This is a genomic window from Micromonospora sp. WMMD558 (assembly GCF_049315255.1).
Taxonomy (GTDB): Bacteria; Actinomycetota; Actinomycetes; order Mycobacteriales; family Micromonosporaceae; genus Micromonospora.
In genome coordinates this window covers 2,451,379-2,469,449 of sequence record NZ_CP186061.1, presented here as the reverse complement: position 1 = coordinate 2,469,449, position 18,071 = coordinate 2,451,379, and the positions used below count along the sequence as shown (strand labels likewise).

At 71.9% G+C, this 18,071-nt stretch carries 20 protein-coding genes and 1 pseudogene; 11 read left to right on the top strand and 10 right to left on the bottom strand.

The window, feature by feature from the left end:
• Positions 1 to 117 precede the first annotated feature (117 nt).
• From ACN26Y_RS12075 to ACN26Y_RS12060, 4 genes are all read left to right on the top strand, one after another.
• Positions 118 to 1,449: a BtrH N-terminal domain-containing protein gene (locus ACN26Y_RS12075; RefSeq protein ID WP_155330377.1), complete on the top strand. Its 1,332-nt coding sequence runs from the start codon at positions 118 to 120 to the stop codon at positions 1,447 to 1,449.
• 235 nt (positions 1,450 to 1,684) lie between these two features.
• Complete coding sequence (locus ACN26Y_RS12070; protein ID WP_155330376.1) at positions 1,685 to 2,503, top strand: hypothetical protein; 819 nt, start codon at positions 1,685 to 1,687, stop codon at positions 2,501 to 2,503.
• A 12-nt stretch (positions 2,504 to 2,515) separates the two neighbouring features.
• On the top strand, positions 2,516 to 4,432 hold the full coding sequence (locus tag ACN26Y_RS12065) for a fumarate reductase/succinate dehydrogenase flavoprotein subunit (protein ID WP_422734726.1): 1,917 nt from the start codon (positions 2,516 to 2,518) through the stop codon (positions 4,430 to 4,432).
• Positions 4,432 to 5,535 (top strand): succinate dehydrogenase/fumarate reductase iron-sulfur subunit, encoded by a 1,104-nt coding sequence (locus ACN26Y_RS12060; RefSeq protein ID WP_155330374.1) that lies wholly within the window; start codon positions 4,432 to 4,434, stop codon positions 5,533 to 5,535. The genes ACN26Y_RS12065 and ACN26Y_RS12060 overlap by 1 nt, the downstream gene beginning before the upstream one ends.
• Before the next feature lie 85 nt (positions 5,536 to 5,620).
• On the opposite strand, the gene ACN26Y_RS12055 is transcribed toward ACN26Y_RS12060, so the two are convergent.
• Entirely contained in the window at positions 5,621 to 6,061 is a 441-nt protein-coding gene (locus ACN26Y_RS12055; protein ID WP_422734725.1) for a (deoxy)nucleoside triphosphate pyrophosphohydrolase, read from the bottom strand.
• 182 nt (positions 6,062 to 6,243) lie between these two features.
• On the opposite strand from ACN26Y_RS12055, the gene ACN26Y_RS12050 reads away from it, so the two are divergent.
• On the top strand, positions 6,244 to 6,549 hold the full coding sequence (locus ACN26Y_RS12050) for a 4a-hydroxytetrahydrobiopterin dehydratase (RefSeq protein WP_155330372.1): 306 nt from the start codon (positions 6,244 to 6,246) through the stop codon (positions 6,547 to 6,549).
• A gap of 198 nt (positions 6,550 to 6,747) precedes the next feature.
• Positions 6,748 to 7,110 (top strand): PH domain-containing protein, encoded by a 363-nt coding sequence (locus ACN26Y_RS12045; protein ID WP_130320299.1) that lies wholly within the window; start codon positions 6,748 to 6,750, stop codon positions 7,108 to 7,110.
• 71 nt (positions 7,111 to 7,181) lie between these two features.
• Here ACN26Y_RS12045 and ACN26Y_RS12040 read toward each other — a convergent pair whose 3' ends face one another.
• The 4 genes from ACN26Y_RS12040 to ACN26Y_RS12025 all read right to left on the bottom strand — a co-directional run bounded on the left by ACN26Y_RS12040 (position 7,182) and on the right by ACN26Y_RS12025 (position 9,401).
• Positions 7,182 to 8,426: an RNA polymerase sigma factor gene (locus tag ACN26Y_RS12040; protein ID WP_422734724.1), complete on the bottom strand. Its 1,245-nt coding sequence runs from the start codon at positions 8,424 to 8,426 to the stop codon at positions 7,182 to 7,184.
• Positions 8,419 to 8,754 (bottom strand): YciI family protein, encoded by a 336-nt coding sequence (locus ACN26Y_RS12035; protein ID WP_155330370.1) that lies wholly within the window; start codon positions 8,752 to 8,754, stop codon positions 8,419 to 8,421. Before ACN26Y_RS12035 ends, ACN26Y_RS12040 begins: the two co-directional genes overlap by 8 nt.
• A 69-nt stretch (positions 8,755 to 8,823) precedes the next feature.
• A complete protein-coding gene (locus ACN26Y_RS12030; protein WP_155330369.1) occupies positions 8,824 to 9,087 on the bottom strand; it encodes a hypothetical protein in 264 nt (87 codons plus the stop codon).
• Positions 9,087 to 9,401 (bottom strand): DivIVA domain-containing protein, encoded by a 315-nt coding sequence (locus ACN26Y_RS12025; RefSeq protein WP_422734723.1) that lies wholly within the window; start codon positions 9,399 to 9,401, stop codon positions 9,087 to 9,089. Before ACN26Y_RS12025 ends, ACN26Y_RS12030 begins: the two co-directional genes overlap by 1 nt.
• 266 nt (positions 9,402 to 9,667) lie before the next feature.
• On the opposite strand from ACN26Y_RS12025, the gene ACN26Y_RS12020 reads away from it, so the two are divergent.
• Both ACN26Y_RS12020 and ACN26Y_RS12015 read left to right on the top strand, forming a co-directional pair.
• Positions 9,668 to 10,081: a winged helix-turn-helix domain-containing protein gene (locus tag ACN26Y_RS12020; RefSeq protein WP_155330367.1), complete on the top strand. Its 414-nt coding sequence runs from the start codon at positions 9,668 to 9,670 to the stop codon at positions 10,079 to 10,081.
• A 104-nt stretch (positions 10,082 to 10,185) separates the two neighbouring features.
• Positions 10,186 to 10,935 (top strand): hypothetical protein, encoded by a 750-nt coding sequence (locus tag ACN26Y_RS12015; protein ID WP_422734722.1) that lies wholly within the window; start codon positions 10,186 to 10,188, stop codon positions 10,933 to 10,935.
• 38 nt (positions 10,936 to 10,973) lie between these two features.
• Here the strand turns inward: ACN26Y_RS12015 and ACN26Y_RS12010 are convergent, their stop codons facing one another.
• The gene (locus ACN26Y_RS12010; RefSeq protein ID WP_196255840.1) at positions 10,974 to 11,336 is read right to left on the bottom strand and encodes a cupin domain-containing protein; all 363 of its coding nucleotides are present in this window, start codon (positions 11,334 to 11,336) and stop codon (positions 10,974 to 10,976) included.
• A 152-nt stretch (positions 11,337 to 11,488) separates the two neighbouring features.
• On the bottom strand, positions 11,489 to 12,655 hold the full coding sequence (locus tag ACN26Y_RS12005) for a glycosyltransferase (protein WP_422734721.1): 1,167 nt from the start codon (positions 12,653 to 12,655) through the stop codon (positions 11,489 to 11,491).
• A 370-nt stretch (positions 12,656 to 13,025) separates the two neighbouring features.
• Between ACN26Y_RS12005 and ACN26Y_RS12000 the strand changes: the two genes are divergently transcribed.
• Complete coding sequence (locus ACN26Y_RS12000) at positions 13,026 to 14,207, top strand: low temperature requirement protein A (RefSeq protein WP_230688965.1); 1,182 nt, start codon at positions 13,026 to 13,028, stop codon at positions 14,205 to 14,207.
• A 71-nt stretch (positions 14,208 to 14,278) separates the two neighbouring features.
• Positions 14,279 to 14,419 carry a hypothetical protein gene (locus ACN26Y_RS11995; RefSeq protein WP_230688964.1) on the top strand — a complete coding sequence of 47 codons (141 nt, stop codon included), beginning with the start codon at positions 14,279 to 14,281 and terminating at the stop codon, positions 14,417 to 14,419.
• Positions 14,420 to 14,439: 20 nt separating this feature from the next.
• On the opposite strand, the gene ychF is transcribed toward ACN26Y_RS11995, so the two are convergent.
• From ychF to ACN26Y_RS11980, 3 genes are all read right to left on the bottom strand, one after another.
• On the bottom strand, positions 14,440 to 15,525 hold the full coding sequence (ychF, locus tag ACN26Y_RS11990) for a redox-regulated ATPase YchF (RefSeq protein ID WP_155330364.1): 1,086 nt from the start codon (positions 15,523 to 15,525) through the stop codon (positions 14,440 to 14,442).
• 167 nt (positions 15,526 to 15,692) lie between these two features.
• Positions 15,693 to 16,457: a peptidase E gene (locus ACN26Y_RS11985; RefSeq protein ID WP_196255898.1), complete on the bottom strand. Its 765-nt coding sequence runs from the start codon at positions 16,455 to 16,457 to the stop codon at positions 15,693 to 15,695.
• A gap of 151 nt (positions 16,458 to 16,608) precedes the next feature.
• The gene (locus ACN26Y_RS11980; protein WP_422734720.1) at positions 16,609 to 17,112 is read right to left on the bottom strand and encodes a MarR family winged helix-turn-helix transcriptional regulator; all 504 of its coding nucleotides are present in this window, start codon (positions 17,110 to 17,112) and stop codon (positions 16,609 to 16,611) included.
• A 96-nt stretch (positions 17,113 to 17,208) separates the two neighbouring features.
• Here ACN26Y_RS11980 and ACN26Y_RS11975 point away from each other — a divergent pair.
• A pseudogene (locus ACN26Y_RS11975) lies at positions 17,209 to 18,024 on the top strand (EamA family transporter); the annotation flags it as partial.
• Positions 18,025 to 18,071 lie beyond the last annotated feature (47 nt).

Sequence of the window (18,071 nt, the reverse complement as noted above, 5' to 3'; positions counted from 1 at the left end):
CGGAGGCGAAGGTGGCCCGTTGCCATCGCGAGTTCCGCGTGTCGTTCAGGTGATCCGCCGGACGGACGTGACGCTGGCGTGGGGTACGGCGGTCACGCTGTCCAGAAGGCGCAGATCATGACCGAACGCAGGAAGCTCAAGCAGCGGGTCCGGGCGCGGATGGCCGCCACCGGCGAGAGCTGGACCACCGCCCGCCGGCAGGTGCTCGCCGCCGCGCCGCCGCCCACCGGCACCGTCCTCCCGCCCGGGCTGGTGCCCGGGTACCGCACCTTCGGCGCGCGGCAGCACCGCGAGTCGGCGCTCGCCGCCCACGTCCTCGACGCCCACGGGGTCCGTGCGCCGCACACCGGGCAGCCGTACACCGAGGCGATGCTCGCCGGGCTCGGCGGCGGCATCGGCTTCATGTACGCGGTGTTCGAGTACCGCGACGTGCCGCCGCTGCTGACCGTCGTGGCCCAGCACCACCCCGAGCCGTGGGTGCCGGCCGTGCTGGACCGGCTCGGCATCGCGTACGCGGACGAGCGGAGCGGGCGGCCCGGCCCGGCGGTGGCGCGGCTGCGCGACCACCTCGGCGACGGCCAGCCGGTGGTCGCCACCGTCGATCGCAGCCGGCTGCCGTGGCACGGCCTCGACCCCGGTCCGGGCGCCGACCCGTACCCCGTGGTCGTGGCGGGCCTCGACGGCGACGTGCTGCTGGTGGACGACGAGGGGCCGCGACCCCACCCGCTGCCGGTCGAGGCGTTCACCGCCGCCTGGTCGGCGCACCGCAAGGGGCGGCACCGGAGCGTCACCGTCACCGACCCGCACCAGCGGACCGAACTGCCGGACGCGATCCGCGCGGCGGTCGCCACCACGGTGGCGCACCTGACCGGTCCGGTGCTCGGCAACAGCTTCGACGCCAACTTCGGCTTCCGCGGCATGGCCAAGCTCGCCGAGCAGCTCCGGGACGCGCGTACCCGGACGGGGTGGGCCCGCCGGTTCGGCGCTCCCGTGCCGTTCTTTCACGGCGTGCGCCGGCTCTACGAGTGCCTAGAGCTGGAGTACACGGCGCCGGGCGCCACGCGGCCGGTGTACGCCGACTTCCTGGACGAGGCGGCGCCCCTGGTCGACCCCCGGTACGCGGAGGCGGCCGCCCTGGTCCGCCGATCGGGTGAAAACTGGTCCCGGCTCGCGGCGCTCGCCCTGGAGACGGTCCAGGGGCTCGGCGCGTACACGGAGCTGGCCGAGGAGCGGATGCGCCTGGTCTTCACCCGGGGCCGCGACGCCGAGGCCGAGATCCGGGAGCTGACCGGGCGGCTGGCCGTGCTCGGTGCGGAGTACGCCGCGTCCGACGGGCTCGGTGACGCCGGGCGGGCGGACCTCTTCGCCGCCCTCGCCGACCTGGTGGGGTCCTGCCTGGACCTGGAACGGGACGCGGTCGGCGTCCTCGCCGCCACCAGCCGGTCCTGACGGGCGGGCATCGATTGTGACGGAAGGGGTTTCCAAGCGCCGGAACACACGGGACACTGCCTTGCGCGGACGGCTCGCGAAGATCGGCGTAACGTGTGTCACTTAGCTGCGCCGTATCGCCGACGCGGTCGTTGGTGTGCGCAAGACGTGGCAGTGGACGCGGTCTGGCCGGTCCGCTGACCGAAGGGAACGTGATCCGCCGCCCGTCAGGGCCCCGTCAGGGAGACGACTGGAAATGACATCAACGGCAACGAGGCCGGGAGGGCCGGGTGCACGGCCCCGCGCCGCCATCTCGGCCAGGACGTTGCGTACCGACCGCTGGTGGGTGCAGCCCGCCATCATCGCCGCGATCCTGCTCCTCTTCATCGTCTACTCGACGGTCCGCATCTTCATGGCGAAGTGGTACTACGTCGAGGACTTCCACTACCTCACGCCGCTGTACTCGCCGTGCGTGTCGAACGAGTGCGTGCCCGGCTCGGCCCACTTCGGCACCCCGTTCGGCGACTTCCCGTTCTTCGTTCCGCTCGGCATCATCGCGTTCCCGATCGTGGCCGGGTTCCGGGTGACCTGCTACTACTACCGCAAGGCGGGCTACCGCTCGCTGTGGGCGTCGCCCCCGGCCTGCGCCGTGACCGAGCCGCACAAGAAGTACACCGGTGAGACCCGGTTTCCGCTGTTCGTCATGAACTGGCACCGCTACTTCTTCTACCTCGCGGCAGTGATCCTGCTGGTCAACCTCTACGACGCGGTCCTCGCGTTCCGCGGGCCGGACGGCGGCTTCGGCATCGGCCTGGGCACCCTGATCATCCTGGTGAACGTCGTCGCCCTCGCCGGCTACACGCTCTCCTGCCACGCCTGCCGGCACGTGATGGGCGGGCGGCTCAAGCACTTCTCCAAGAACCCGCTGCGCTACCGCTTCTGGACGTTCGTGTCCAAGCTGAACGTCCGGCACGGCACGTTCGCCATGGTGTCGCTGTTCACGGTGCTCTTCACCGACTTCTACATCATGGCCGTCGCGGCAAAGTGGATCACCGACCTGCGGTTCATCAACTAGAGGGCCCCTGATATGACCACTACCACGCGAATCGAACGACACCACTACGACGTCGTCGTGATCGGGGCCGGCGGCGCCGGGCTGCGGGCGGCGATCGAGGCCCGGCTCGCCGGCAAGAAGACGGCGATCATCTCGAAGTCGCTCTTCGGCAAGGCCCACACGGTGATGGCCGAGGGCGGCGCCGCCGCCGCGATGGGCAACGTGAACAGCCGGGACACCTGGCAGGTGCACTTCCGCGACACGATGCGCGGCGGCAAGTTCCTCAACAACTTCCGGATGGCCGAGCTGCACGCGAAGGAGTCGCCGCAGCGGATCTGGGAGCTGGAGACGTACGGTGCGCTCTTCGACCGCACCAAGGACGGGAAGATCTCGCAGCGCAACTTCGGTGGCCACGAGTACCCGCGGCTGGCGCACGTCGGCGACCGCACCGGCCTGGAGTTGATCCGCACCCTCCAGCAGAAGGTCGTCTCCCTCCAGCAGGAGGACAAGCGCGAGCACGGCTCGTACGACGCCCGGCTCAAGGTCTTCGCCGAGACCACGATCACCGAGCTGCTGCTCGACGGGGATCGGATCGCCGGGGCGTTCGGCTACTACCGCGAGTCCGGCGAGTTCGTCCTCTTCGAGGCCCCCGCGGTGGTGCTGGCGACCGGTGGTGTCGGCCGCTCGTACAAGGTCACCTCGAACTCGTGGGAGTACACCGGGGACGGCCACGCGTTGGCGCTGCGCGCCGGGGCGACGCTGATCAACATGGAGTTCCTCCAGTTCCACCCGACCGGCATGGTCTGGCCGCCCTCGGTCAAGGGCATCCTGGTCACCGAGTCGGTCCGCGGTGACGGCGGCGTCCTCAAGAACTCCGACGGCAAGCGGTTCATGTTCGACTACGTGCCGGACGTGTTCCGCAAGCAGTACGCGGACAACGAGGCCGAGGCGGACCGCTGGTACGACGACCCGGACAACAACCGGCGCCCGCCGGAGCTGCTGCCCCGCGACGAGGTCGCCCGCGCCATCAACAGCGAGGTCAAGGCCGGCCGGGGCACGCCCGCCGGCGGCGTCTACCTGGACATCGCCTCCCGGCTGCCGGCCGAGGAGATCCGCCGCCGCCTGCCGTCGATGTACCACCAGTTCAAGGAGCTGGCCGACGTCGACATCACCAGGGAGCCGATGGAGGTCGGCCCGACCTGCCACTACGTGATGGGTGGCGTCGAGGTCGACCCGGATTCCGGCGCGGCGTTCGGGCAGGTGCGCGGGCTGTTCGCTGCCGGCGAGGTGTCCGGCGGCATGCACGGCTCCAACCGGCTCGGCGGCAACTCGCTGTCCGACCTGCTCGTCTTCGGCAAGCGCGCGGGCGGTCACGCCGCCTCGTACGCCGACGGTCTGGCCGCCCGGCCGCGGGTGCCGGTGACCGCGGTGGAGGCCGCGGTGGAGACGGCCCTGGCGCCGTTGCAGCGGGACACCGGCGAGAGCCCGTACACCCTGCAGCAGGACCTCCAGGCGGTGATGGGCGACCTGGTCGGCATCATCCGGCGGGAGGGCGAGCTGGTGGAGGCGCTGAGCCGGCTCGGCGAGCTGCGCGAGCGGGTGGCCAAGGTGAGCGCGGCCGGCGGCCGGCGCTACAACCCCGGCTGGCACCTGGCGCTGGACCTGCGCAACATGCTGGTCGTCTCGGAGTGCACCGCGAAGGCGGCGCTGGAGCGGCAGGAGTCGCGGGGCGGCCACACCCGGGAGGACTACCCGGCGATGGACCCGGCGTGGCGCCGGGTCAACCTGGTCTGCTCGCTGGAGGGCGACACCGTACGCCTGGACCGCAGGCCGCTGCCGAAGATGCGCCCGGAGCTGGTCGCGCTCTTCGACCGGGCGGAGCTGGCCAAGTACCTGACCGACGAGGAGCTGACGGAGTTCGACGCCCTCGCTGAGGAGGCGGGCAAGTAATGGGCACCGACAAGACCGAGGCGGCCGGCAAGCCGGCTACGAAGAGGCAGTTCCGCATCTGGCGGGGCGACGAGACCGGCGGCGACCTTCAGGACTACATGGTCGAGGTCAACGAGGGCGAGGTGGTCCTCGACATCATCCACCGGCTCCAGGCCACCGACGCGCCGGACCTGGCCTGCCGCTGGAACTGCAAGGCGGGCAAGTGCGGCTCCTGCTCGATGGAGATCAACGGCAAGCCGAAGCTCAGCTGCATGACCCGGATGTCGACGTTCGCCGAGGACGAGACGATCACCGTCACGCCGCTGCGGACCTTCCCCGTCGTCCGGGATCTGGTCACCGACGTCTCGTACAACTACGAGAAGGCCCGGGAGACGCCGGCGTTCGCTCCGCCGCCCGGCGTCGCGCCGGGCGACTACCGGATGCAGCAGGTCGACGTGGAGCGCTCGCAGGAGTTCCGCAAGTGCATCGAGTGCTTCCTGTGCCAGACGGTCTGCCACGTCGTCCGGGACCACGAGGAGAACAAGACGGCCTTCTCCGGGCCGCGGTACTTCATCCGCGCCGCCGAGCTGGACATGCACCCGCTGGACGCGCGGACCGACCGCAAGGAGTACGCGCAGGCCGAGCAGGGCCTGGGCTACTGCAACATCACCAAGTGCTGCACCGAGGTCTGCCCGGAGCACATCAAGATCACCGACAACGGGATCATCCCCATGAAGGAGCGGGTCGTCGACCGCAGGTACGATCCCCTCGTGTGGCTTGGTAGCAAGATCTTCCGGAGGGGTCAGGTGCCTCAGACCATCGTGACCGGTGAGCACTCCCCGGGTGCCGTCGGCGCCCACGCCGCGGCGGGCCCGGCCGGGGTCCACTCGCACGCGGGTGGCTCGCACGACCCGCAGTCGGAGACGCAGGCGCAGCAGGGCGTCAACTGGCACCGGGAGGTGCCCAAGCCCACCGCGCCGGCCGTCGACTCGTCGGGTCGGATGCCCCTGACCGAGCTCACCTTCGACCGCGCGGCCGCGCCGTCGCCGTTCGGCGACGACGTGACGTTCCCGCTGCCGCCGGAGCACCTCAATTTCGCCCACCCGGAGCAGGACAAGCACTGAGATCGGTCGAGACGATGACGGGGGCCGCGGCACACGCCGCCGGCCCCCGTCCGTTTTCGGCCCGGCCGTCCGGTCGGGGGAACGGTCAGTCGGCGGCCAGGAGGGGCCGGAGTGCGGCGACGATCGGGGCGTCGGCGGGAAGCCAGGTGACGGTGTCCAGTTCGGTGGCGGAGAGCCAGCGCAGCGCCGAGTGCTCCAGGGGCTGCGGCTGGTCACCGTGCAGCAGGCGGGCCGCGTACACCTTGAGCACCGAGCGGCCGTGGGCCATCCGTACGTTGCGGCCGACCCGGTCGCCGATCTCGACGCGGACGGCGAGTTCCTCAACGCACTCGCGGGCCAGGGCGGCGGTCTCGGTCTCCCCCGGCTCGACCTTGCCGCCCGGGAACTCCCACATGCCCGCCACCTCGGGGGGCGCGGAACGCGCGCAGGCGAGCACCCGCCCGTCCCGGATGATCGCCGCACCGACGATCACCTTCGGCTCCCGTCGCTCAACCTGCCCGCCGTCGTTGGCCCGTTCGGTCCGCACGGGCGTCCAGCGTGCCAGATCAATCGGCGGTTTGGGTACCGTGGCCGACCGTCAGGCCAAGAAGACACGGAAGTGTGGCCGTGGACACACTCACCGTGCGCCGACAGACTAGAGCCACCGGCAAGACACGGGACGGCGACGATTTGGCCACAAGCCGGCAACGGCGCCTGGGAGGTGTGGTGATGCGTGTGCTGTTCGGCGGGCGGGGGAAGCACGACTACCTCAGCGACGCGTTGACCCTTCTCCCCGGTTGGACCCGGGAGGGTGAGCAGATCCGACGCACCCTCGTCATCGACGACTCGCAGCACGCGGCGCTCACCGAGCGGGTCAAGGTCGTCGCCGACGCGCTGCACCTGCGCCCCGAGATCAGCCGGCGCGTCGACCACACGCTGATCCGGGTGGGGCACGGCAACGCGCCGCTCACCGAGGGCGAGGTCCTGCTGGCGGCCCGCATCGAGGACGCGTACCGCGCGGTCACCGAGTCCTGATCTCCCGCCTCTGGCGATCCGGCGTCTGGTCAGCCCGGCACGTCCCGCGGGTACCGCCGCGCGCCGCGGCGAGGCAGCAACTTCCCCGAACTTGTCGCCTCGCGCCGCGGCGAGGCAGCAACTTCCCCGAAGTTGCGGCCTCACCAGCCCCACCGCTAGTTGATCTTGGTGGTGGTCCGCCCGGCCTACGCTGAGGTCATGGCGAACGCGACGTACGACCGCAAGGAGCAGTTCCAGCAGATCCAGAGCGGCCTGCTCGAGGGTGAGCAGATCATCGCCGTCTACGACGCCGTCGGCACCGGCACCGGCTTCATCGGCCTGACCGACCGGCGCGTGATCATCCAGGACCGCTCGTTCATCGGCAAGCGGTACGCGATCACCAGCATCCCGTACTCGAAGATCACCAGCGTGAGCGTGGTCAGCAACAAGTCGTGGGGCGGCTCGTTCTTCTCCACCGGCGCCATCGCCATCCACGTCGGCACGCACACCTACGAGGTGGAGTTCCGCGGCGCCCAGAAGAGCCACCACGTCCACAACGTGATCCTGCACTACATCAGCTGACGCGCCCTTGCCGAGATCCTGGAGAGTTCCGGCCCCGGGAGGGGCCGCAGGCTTCCACGATCTGCCGCAGGTCAGGGGCGCAGCTCGGCCGCCCGGTCCAGCAGGGCGCGGCGTTCGGCCCCGGAGTGGGCGGCCGCCGCCTCGCGGAACAGCGCCGCCGCCCGCGCGGTGTCACCTCGCCGGGCGGTCAGGTCCGCCTCGGCGGCGATGGCAAGCGGATACCCGTCGAGCGCCCCGCCCGCCCGCGCCGCCGCCAGCAGGCTCAAACCCGCCTCCGGCCGGTACGCGTAGCCGTGGGCGACGGCCCGGTTCAGCTCGACCACCGGTGACGGCTGAAGGTCGGCCAGCCGGTCGTACGCCCGGGCGATCGCCGGCCAGTCGGTGGCCTCGGCGGACGCGGCGGTGGCGTGGCACGCCGCGATCCGGGCCTGGAGGGCGTACCGGCCGTGCCCGGCGCGGGCCAGGGCGGCGAGGCCCTCGGCGATCAGCGCCTGATCCCACCGGGACCGGTCCTGCCGGTCCAGGGTCAGCAGGTTCCCGTCGCCGTCCCGCCGCGCGTCGCGGCGGGAGTCGTGCAGCAGCACGAGCGCCAGCAGCCCGGCCACCTCGGGCTGCCCCGGCATCAGCCGGTCCAGCAGCCGCGCCAACCGGATCGCCTCGTCGGCGAAGGCGGGCTGACCGTCGGCGTCGTACCCGCGCGTGAAGAGCAGATACAGCACGGCCAGCACGCCGGGAAGCCGCTCGTCGAGGTTCCGCCCGGTCGGCACCCGGTACGGGATGCGCGCCGCCCGGATCTTCGCCTTGGCCCGGGTGAGCCGCCGGGTCATCGTCGCCTCGGAGACGAGGAACGCCCGTGCGATGTCCGTGGTGGCAACCCCGCAGACGGTACGCAGCGTCAGCGCGACCCGGGCCTCCAGTGCCAGGGCCGGGTGGCAGCAGGTGAACACGAGCCGCAGCCGGTCGTCCACGATCTCCCCCTCCCCCGGCGGGGCCTCGACGTCCGGCCCGGTCGACGCCAGCACCGCCAGATCCCGCAGCTTCCGGCGCTCGACGTGGGCCCGGCGCAGCACGTCGACCGCCCGGTTACGGGCCACGGTCATCAGCCAGCCGCCCGGGTTCCCCGGGACGCCCTCGACCGGCCACCGCTGCACCGCGCTCGCCAGCGCCTCCTGGGCGCAGTCCTCCGCGAGGGTCCAGTCCCCGGTGACCCGGATGAGGGCGGCGACGATCCGCGCGTACGCCTCCCGGCCGGCGGTGGCGACGGCCTCGGCCGCCGCCACCGCGCCGCCGCGCGTCGGCCCCGGTCCGTCAGTCATCCAGGTCCGCGAAGGGCCGCAGCTCGATGCGCCCGCCCCGGGCCATCGGATGGGTACGCGCCACCTCGATCGCCTCGTCCAGGTCGGCGCACTCCAGCAGGTCGAAGCCGACGATGACCTCCTTGGTCTCGGCGAACGGGCCGTCGGAGACCAGCAGTTGACCGTTGCGGACGCGGACCGTGGTCGCGGCCGACGGCTCGGCGAGGCGCTCGCCGGTCAGCCGCCGCCCCCGGCTGTCGTTCTCCGCCACCCAGACCTCGACATCGGGCCAGTCCGAGCGGTCGGTGTCCGGCTCGGTGTCGGTGCAGACGAACATCAGGTACTTCATCGTGTGCTCCTCTCGCGAATGCGTCATGAGGATGACGAACGGCCGCCCCCGATCCGGACCGTCGGGCGGTCAGAATCTCGGCGGGCGCACCGAGCACGGCCCGTCGTGGTCGTCGCGCCGCCCGCAGCGGCGGCCGCCGGGCAGCAGCGTGTCACAGAAGGCCCGGTGCCGCAGGTGCTGCGCGTCCTCGACGGACACCGTGGTCTCGCCGGGGTCGGTCTGCGGGAGCACGCTCGCCCACCGCGCGACGACCCGCGCCAGGCGTACGGCGGACGACAGGTCCCGGGTGACGACGGGCAGGTGGATGACGAACCGCCCCGGATCGGCCGCCATCAGCGGAAGGCTCCGACGTTGCGGCGGCGGGCCTGCTCCGACTGCCAGTGCCGCAGCGCGTCCTTGATCCGCGTCGTCTCCTGCCGGCTGACGCCGAGCGCGTCGTAGACCGTGGAGAGATCGTCGGCCACCCGGTTCAGGAACTCGTGGACGTCGTCCGGGTCGAGACCGCGCCGACCGAACCGGCTGGGCCTGAACCGACGCTCCCGCACCTGCCAGGGGCGCAGCGGATGGTACGAGACCGAACGGTAACCGGCCGGCCGGCTGGTCGCCGGGCTCCGCTCGTGCGCGCCCCCGCGCCGGAAGAAATTCACGCGTGTCACCTCCGTGATGTATCGGGCCGGTCACCCGCCGCCCTGGCCGAAGTGGCCCGGCCGCCCGCCGCGAACGAACGGCCACCGGCCCTGCGATCGCAGCCAGAGCCGGCGGCGCGGCAGCAGAGCTGCTGCTCGGAAGGGTGATTGCGAGATTTGCACCTAGCGACCACCCACCGTGACGACGACCCTATAGGAATCGCCCTATGGCCACAAGGCCATACGGGTAAGAGCACACGTATCCATGAGGTGTCAAGGCTTGACGCATGAGTATCGATCCGCGGTCGCACACGCCGGTCTACGTCCAGCTCGCCGACCTGCTCCGCGATCAGATCGAGTCCGGCGAACTCACCCCTGGCGCCCAGATCGGCAGCGAGGCGCGACTGAGTCAGGAGTACGGGATCGGTAGGGATGCCGTCCGAATGGCCATCTCGGTCTTGCGGTACGAGGGCCTGGTCAACACCAGCCGAGGCCACGGCACGACCGTTCGACCACAGCCGCAGCGCAGGCGCGTGGAGCTACCGCCGGGCGCGTCGGTGATCGCCCGAATGCCCACCAGCAACGAGCGCCGCCGGATGGACATGGACGAAGGCGTGCCGGTACTTGAGGTCCGCGACCAGAACCATCAGGTCCAGCTCCATCCGGGTGACGAGGTCGAGCTGACCCGTCCGGCCGACTGATCCACTCGACTTCCTGCCGGCTGATTATCACCGTCCACCGGGGCAGCCCTGATGGACGGTGAAAGCTACGCTGTGCCGCACTCGACGGGGAGACGGTGAGTTCGGTGGGTGGACGGGCGCTACGCGTGGTGATGGTTCTGCTCGGCGCGGTGTTGCTGGGCACGGCCGGGCTGAGCGCGGGAGCCTGGTATGGCGGCCGGGGCTCCACCCCGCCAAACCCGGAGCGGGCGACGTCCCTGGCGGAGGAACTGCTCCCCGGCTCCCTCCCATCGGGCTCGATGGTCGTGCGGGGCTGGCGTTACGGCGTCGGCCTTGCCGACGACGACTACGGCTCCGGGCGGACCGAGCTGCACTACGGGGAGAGCCCGGACTGCGCGCTCACCGGGCTCCTGCGGCGTACCGCGGAATCCCGGGGTTGGCGGGACGGCCGGGCCGTGCCGGGCAGTCCGTGCGACGGCTGGCGGGTCGAGCGGGACGGGCTGCTCGTCACGCTCGTGCAGCACCCGACCGGCACCCGCCTCGCCGTCACGGCGGCACCGCCCGCCGGCTTCGAGGTCGCCGTGGTCGGCGGCACCGTGCTCGGCGCGCTCGCCGGCGCGGGACTGTTCCTCCTGCTGGCTCGCACCCGCCGGCAGCCGCTCGCCGCCGCCCTGGTGACCGTCGGCCTGCTGCCGGGTGCGCAGTCCACCTGGTCCGATCTGCTCACCGACGGGCTGGCCGCGCCGACCTGGCCCGCGTGGCGGGCGTTGGCGCCCGTGCTGGTGCCATGGCTGGTGATCGCGCTGGTCACGGCGGCAGTCCTCGCCCGACCCGCCACCCGACCGGCCACCCCCGCACCTGCCGAAGCGACCTAGACGAGGCAGCCAGAAGCAGGTGCCAGCGCGACACCCGTCTAGCCGCTGAGGTCGTCCTCCAGCCAGTGCACGGAGATGGCGAGGAGCGGCTCGGGTCCGTCGTTGCGAACCTGGTGCGGCACCTGGCTCTCGAAGGCCACGACATCCCCGGCGCCGACAGCGGTCGTCTGGTCGGCCCACGTCAACGTGCCGGTGCCCGTCACGATGACCCACACCTCACGGGACCGGTGGACGTCGAGATCGTTGGACGTCCCGGGGGCCACCGACCACCGGGCGACCTCGAACGGGGCGGGCGCCGCCGACGGGAACGGCAGGCGGGCGCGGTGCACGGGACCGCCCTCGGCGAAGGTGTACCAGTGTGCGAAGGGCACGGGACCACTGGCTCGGCTGGTGCTCGGCATGCCGTCGAGGCTGCCGCCCCGACGCTGACCCGTCTGGCGGCAATCGGTCATCGTGGTCGCCGAGCGGCTGCCGACGTACCTTGCCGGAGACGCCGGACGTCCATCGGGCATGGTCCGCGATGAACGGCTACCTCCGCGTGCCGTGCGGAGAATCACCGCAGGGGTGCCACGGCGCCGCTTTCGGAGACGTACGCGACCAGGCGTTCAGCCACCTCGGAGGCCGACGGCATGGCGGCGATCTCGTCACTGAGACGCTGTGCCGCCACGGTGAACGCGGGCTCGGTGAGCAGCCGGGCCAGCGCGGCGGCGACGGCCGAAGGTTCCTGCTCCCCGATCGGCAGGGCCAGTCCGGCTCCGGCAGCCTCGACGCGCTTCGCCTGGCGCTCCTGCCCTTCCGTGCCGGGCACGACGACGGCGGGGAGGCCGCGCGCCGCCGTGCCGAAGGTCGTGCCCGAACCGCCGTGGTGGACCACGGCCGTGACGCCGTCCAGCAGCTCCGCCGCCGGCACGAAGGAGAACAGTTCCACCCGTCCCGGCTCCAGTCCGAACTCCTCAGCCGGGCGGCCGCCCGTCGCCGCCACCAGGTCGACGTCGAGGGCGCTCAACGACCGAAGCACCGGGCCGAGCGCGGACGGGGCCCCGGGAGCGGTACTGAGGCTGACCAGTACGCGGGGTCGGCCGGTACCCGGAACGCGGGCCGCACGCGGCGCGCCGTCGGGGGCCTGGTGCGGCTCCGGCCGCAGCGCGATGTGATCGAGCGGCGGCAGCGCACCGCCCCGTTGCAGGCTCGGTGGGCAGAGGTCGAGCAGCCAGCGGCCGGACGGCACGTGGTCCGGCGCGGCCAGACCGCGACTGAGGTACCGGGAGCGCGCCGCCACGGCAAGGGCGGCCAGGGATCCCGGCTCCAGCGCCGGGTCGATCGCCACCACCGCGGACGGCAGCTCGATCATGGCCGCGACGAGCGGACCCACGAAGTCGAGGTGCTCGGAGACGACCAGATCCGGCCGCCAGGCACGCGACCCGGCCAGAGCCTCGTCCACGGCCAGGTCGACGCGCACCCCGGCGAAGAACTCGCCGACGAGTTCCGGCGTCCTGCTGACCAGGATGTTGGTGCCGGTTCGACGCGCCAGCTCGTCGATCACCACGCCCGCTGTCGGACCGGCGGCGATCAGCTCGAAGCCTTCCGCCTCGACGGCAGCGGCCATGCCGGCGGCGCTGACGAAGGCAACGGAATGCCCCCGCTTGCGCAGGGCACGGGCCAACGGGAGTAGGGGCAGGAAATGGCCGTTGATCGGATTGTTGAAGAAGAGGACGCGCACTACGAGGAGCCTAGTCGGCGGGCGGGACCGCACGAGCCCTGGGTGCTGCCGGCAGCCGTACGGTGACGGTGATGGCCCGGCTGCGCCCGCCGGTCGCTTCAATGAGCCGGGCCGCACCTACGAGATCGGGCCTGAGACACTCGGCCCGTGGCCGTAACGCAGCAACTGGCACGACTTTCTGCGGACCAGGACTGATCATCACAAATTCGTCGCCGGGACGTGTCACCCACGTCCCGAGACTGATCTGTCACGCAGGTCCTGAGACCCGACAGCCCGTGTAACGCGGCCGCGGCCACAGATCCTCCTCGCCAACGTCGCCGCGTGGTACGAATGCTTCAAGCCCCCGACAAAAGCCGGCAGAACGGGCGGGATGATGACGGCGAGCGGTGCCAAGCTGCTGCGAGGACCCGAAGCGCCGTGGCGGGCAAACTTCCTGGAGCTGTTCTTCGACTTGGTGTTCGTCGTCGCGCTCGTCCAGCTCTCGCACGGGCTGATCCAGGATCTCACGTGGAGCGGCGCCTTCCAGACGCTGGTGCTGCTGTTGGCGATGTGGTGGGTCTGGTCCGTCACGGCGTGGATAACCGACTTCTACGACCCGCAGCAGCCGGCGCTACAGCTGCTGGTCACCGCGACCATGCTCGGCAGTTTGGTGATGGTGGTCGCGCTGCCCGACGCGTTCGGCGAGCGAGGTCTGGTCTTCGCAGGCACGTACGTCGCCATCCATGTCGGCCGCCAACTCTTCCTCGTCCTCGCTCTGCGTGGCCATGAATTGCAGAGCAGAAGCGTGCGGGTGTTGTTCTGGTTTGGTGTGTCGGCGGTGCCGTGGATCGCGGGGGCGCTCGCGCACGGTGCGGTGCGCGGGGCGCTGTGGACGCTGGCGGTGGCCCTGGACTACACGGCACGCGGATTGCGCTTCCCCACTCCGAGGTTGGGTCGCTCGCCCGAATCGGAGTTCCCGATCGCGGCCGAGCATCTGGCCGAGCGGTACCGGCAGCTCTTTATCATCGCGCTCGGCGAGTTGATCCTGGTCACCGCGTTGACCCTCAGTGGCAGCGGTTTCGCGGCTGATCGGACCGCGGCGTTCGTGGTGTCTTTCGTTGGCACGGCGCTGTTCTGGCGGATCTACATCTACCGCTCGGGAGAGTTGTTGCCGGCTGCCATCGCAGCGGCGATCCACCCAGACCGCATAGCCGTGTCGGCGCTAACCGCTCATCTGCTCATGATGGCCGGCATCGTCGCGACCGCGGTGGGCGACGAACTCGTCATCGCCCATCCACTCGGGGACACACGGCCGGCCTGGGTCGCCGTCATCCTCGGCGGGCCCGCGCTGTTCCTGGTCGGGCGTTCCTTCTTCGAGTACGCGGTGTTCAGCCGCGTGTCCCGGGACCGGGTGATCGGGCTGCTCGTGTTGGTCGCCCTGACACCGCCGATGCTCCTCCTGCCGCCGCTACTGGCCGCCATCGCGGCCATCGCGGTCCTTACCGGGATCGCCATCGCCGACGCAACCCGCGCCCGCGGACGTCCACCCGAGCCGCCGTCACCACCCGGCTAGCCGAAAAGTACCCTTTCCGCGGCTGTTGGCGAAGATGCGCCGCTGTTGGAGGCCGCCGCGATTCTCCGACGATGTCGGCTTCGAACGCGACCCTCGTCCTGTCGACGTACGGTCACCTGATGCCGGACTCGGAGGAGCGGACCCGCCGGGCGGTCGACGAGGCGTGGGGTTGTGCCCCCGGCGTGCCCCAGGGCGAGGCACCAACCTCCTGAGCTGCAGGAATGGGCCGGATTCAGACGTTGAAGCGGAACTCCACCACGTCGCCGTCCTGCATGACGTACTCCTTGCCCTCGATGCGGACCTTGCCCGCCGCCTTGGCCGCGGCCATGCTGCCGGCCGCGACCAGGTCGCCGTAGGAGACGACCTCGGCCTTGATGAAGCCGCGCTGGAAGTCGGAGTGGATGACCCCGGCGGCCTCCGGCGCGGTCGCGCCGATCGGGACGGTCCAGGCCCGCGCTTCCTTGGGGCCGGCGGTGAGGTACGTCTGGAGCCCGAGCGTCCGGAAGCCGACCCGGACGAGCTGGTCCAGCCCGGGCTCGGACTGCCCGATCGACTCCAGCAGCTCGCGGGCCTCCTCCTCGGGCAGGTCCACCAGCTCGGACTCGATCTTGGCGTCCATGAAGACGGCCTCGGCCGGGGCGACCAGGGCGCGCAGCTCGTCGAGGAACTCCGCGTTGGCCAGCTCGGCCTCGTCGACGTTGAAGACGTACAGGAACGGCTTGGTGGTGAGCAGGTGCAGCTCACGCAGGTGCTCCAGCTCGATCCCGGCGGCGGCCGCGCCCGCGTACAGGGTGGTACCACCGTCGAGCACGTCAACGGCGGCCTTGGCGGCGGCCAGGGCGGCGGCCCGGTCCTTGCGGAGCTTGGCCTCCTTCTCCAGCCGCGGCACGGCCTTCTCCAGCGTCTGGATGTCGGCGAGGATCAGCTCGGTGTTGATCGTCTCGATGTCGTCGGCCGGGGAGACCTTGCCGTCGACGTGCACCACGTTCGGGTCGGAGAAGGCGCGCACCACCTGGCAGATCGCGGAGGCGTCGCGGATGTTGGCGAGGAACGCGTTGCCCCGCCCCTGCCCCTTGGAGGCGCCGCGCACCAGGCCGGCGATGTCGACGAACGACACCGGCGCGGGGATCACCTTCTGCGAGGTGAAGATCTCGGCGAGCTTGTGCAGCCGCTCGTCCGGCAGACCGACGACACCGACGTTGGGCTCGATGGTGGCGAAGGGGTAGTTCGCCGCGAGCACGTCGTTCTTGGTCAGGGCGTTGAACAGCGTGCTCTTGCCGACGTTGGGTAGGCCGACGATGCCGATGGTGAGACTCACGACGAGCCAGCTTACGCCGGTGCCCACCGGCCGCCGGCACCTGGCTCGGCTTTCGGGCTCCACCGGCACGGGTCGTCGCCGGGGCGCTGCTGCGGGCGGTCGAGGGGCCCGGGGTCCGGGCCACCGTCTGCGCCGCCTTCGAGGACCGGGTCTGACGCGGGGCCCGGTCAGTCGAGCAGGCGCGGGCCGATCGGCGTTTCGCGTACGCTGCCGTCCGGGCCCCGGCTGACCTCGTACGCCGACACCCCCGGACGGTCCGCGACCGCCTCGACCAGCCGTTCACCCCGGTAGAGCAGGCCGGTGCCGTCGTCGGTGCAGTGCGCGGTCGGCAGCGTTCCGTCGCCGACCAGCCGGTGCATCAGCGGCCGGCGCTGCTCCTCGCTGTCGTAGTGCACGCCGTTGCCGTACGGCAGCCAGCCCAGCCCGCCGGTGAAGCCGCGCAGCGTGGGGCCGAAGCTGTCGGTGGCGCCACCGGTGTGCCAGCAGATGGAGCCGGCCGACACGCCGCCCAGCACGACGCCGGCCTCCCAGCACTCCCGCAGGATCTCGCCGAGGCCGTGCACCCCCCACACGGCCACCAGGTTCACCACGCTGCCACCGCCGACCCAGATCACGTCCTGCGCCCGCAGGTGCGCCCGGACGTCGTCGACGTTCGGCATCGGGAACAGCGCCAGGTGGGTCATGCGGAAGCGACTGCCGGCGAACGCCTCGTACACCCGGGTCAGCGTGGTGGGCTGGTCCCCCTCGGCCTGGTTGAGGAAGCAGATCCTGGGCTCGCGCCCGGCCTCGGCCAGGTCGGCGGCCAGGTGGAAGATCGGGTTGATCCGCCGGGCCGCACCGTCCTTGCGCGGCGCGTAGATGCCCATGCTGGTCGCGAGGATGGTCGGTTCGCTGGCGGCCACGGTCGTCCTTCCGTCGGGAGCGCCGCCCATCCTGCCGCAGCCCACGCGCACCCCGCTCACCGGCCACCGCCGCCGTCGGCTCGCCACCGACCGGGTCGATCAAGAGCAATCGGGCCGTGGAGAGCGTTTCCCGGCCCCGTCGGCGGCGCGGACGGGTCTGGCGTGCGCCGCGCGGCGCGGGTCAGCGCTCGGCGTCGGTCACCGCGCCGAGGAGGGTACGCAGCAGATCGCCGAGGCGCTCCTGGTCCTCCGGTGGCAGCACGTCGAGCAGCCGGCGCTGCACCGCGAGACCCGCCTCCGCCGCCTCCTCGACCAACTCCCGGCCGGCGTCGGTGAGGGTCACCTGGAGGCCCCGCCGGTCCGCCGGGTCGGGCGAGCGGCGCACCAGTCCGGCCCGTTCCAGCCGGTCGAGCCGGCCGGTCATGCCGCCCGAGGTGAGCATCATCGACGCGGCGAGCGCCTTCGGCGGCAGCGCGTACGGGGCACCGGCGCGGCGCAGCGCGGCGAGCACGTCGAACTCTCCCCGGCTGATCGACCATCGGGCGTACGTGCGCTCCTGCTCGTCGCCGACCAGGCGGGCCAGCCGGTAGATGCGGCCGAAGACGGCCATCGGCTCGGGTCGAATGCCCGGGCGTTCCCGCCGCCACTGTTCGACGATGCCGTCGACGTCGTCCCGTTGCGCCACATCCGGATTGTGCCGCACCTCGCACCCCTCACTTCACTCGACTCTAAGTGGCTTGGCGCTAAGCTACTTAGCGAAGAGCGTTCCGAGGAGGAGCCTATGGACCACCGCCGGCTCGACCCCCTGGTCACCGCTGCGGCGCCGATCGCCTGGGGAACCACGTACCTGGTCACCAGCGAACTACTGCCGCCGGACCGGCCGCTCTGGTCCGGCGCGTTCCGGGCCCTGCCCGCCGGGCTGCTGCTGCTCGCCGTCACCCGGCACCGGCCACGCGGCTCCTGGTGGTGGCGGAGCGCCGTGCTCGGCGCGCTGAACATCGGCGCGTTCTTCCCGCTGCTCTTCCTGGCCGCGTACCGGCTGCCCGGCGGGACGGCCGCCGTCCTCGGCGCCACCCAACCCCTGCTGGTCGCCGGCCTCACCGTGCTGGTGCTCCGCGAGCGTCCCCGCCGGTGGGCGCTCGCCGCGGCGGTGACGGCGCTGGTCGGGGTCACCCTGGTGGTGCTCCGCCCGGGCGCCGGGCTGGACGCCCTCGGCGTGGCGGCCGGGCTGACCGCCACCGCGGCGATGGGGACCGGGCTGGTGCTGACCCGGCGGTGGGGACGCCCACCGGGGGTCGGGACACCCACCGCCACCGGGTGGCAGCTCACCGCCGGCGGGCTGCTGGTGGTGCCCGTCGCGGTGCTGGTCGAGGGGGCGGTGCCGCGCCCCGACCCGCCCGCGCTGGCCGGGTACGCCTGGCTGACGCTGGTCGGCACGGCCCTGGCGTACGCCCTCTGGTTCCGCGGGGCCGCCCGGCTGCCCGTCACCCAGGTCTCCCTGCTCGGCGCGCTGAGCCCGCTGACCGCCGCCGTGCTCGGCTGGGCGGTGCTCGGCCAGGCGCTGACCGGGTGGCAGCTCGCCGGCTTCGCGCTGGCCGTCGGCGCCACCGTGGCCGGCCAGCTTCCCCCGCGCCGGCCGGCCGG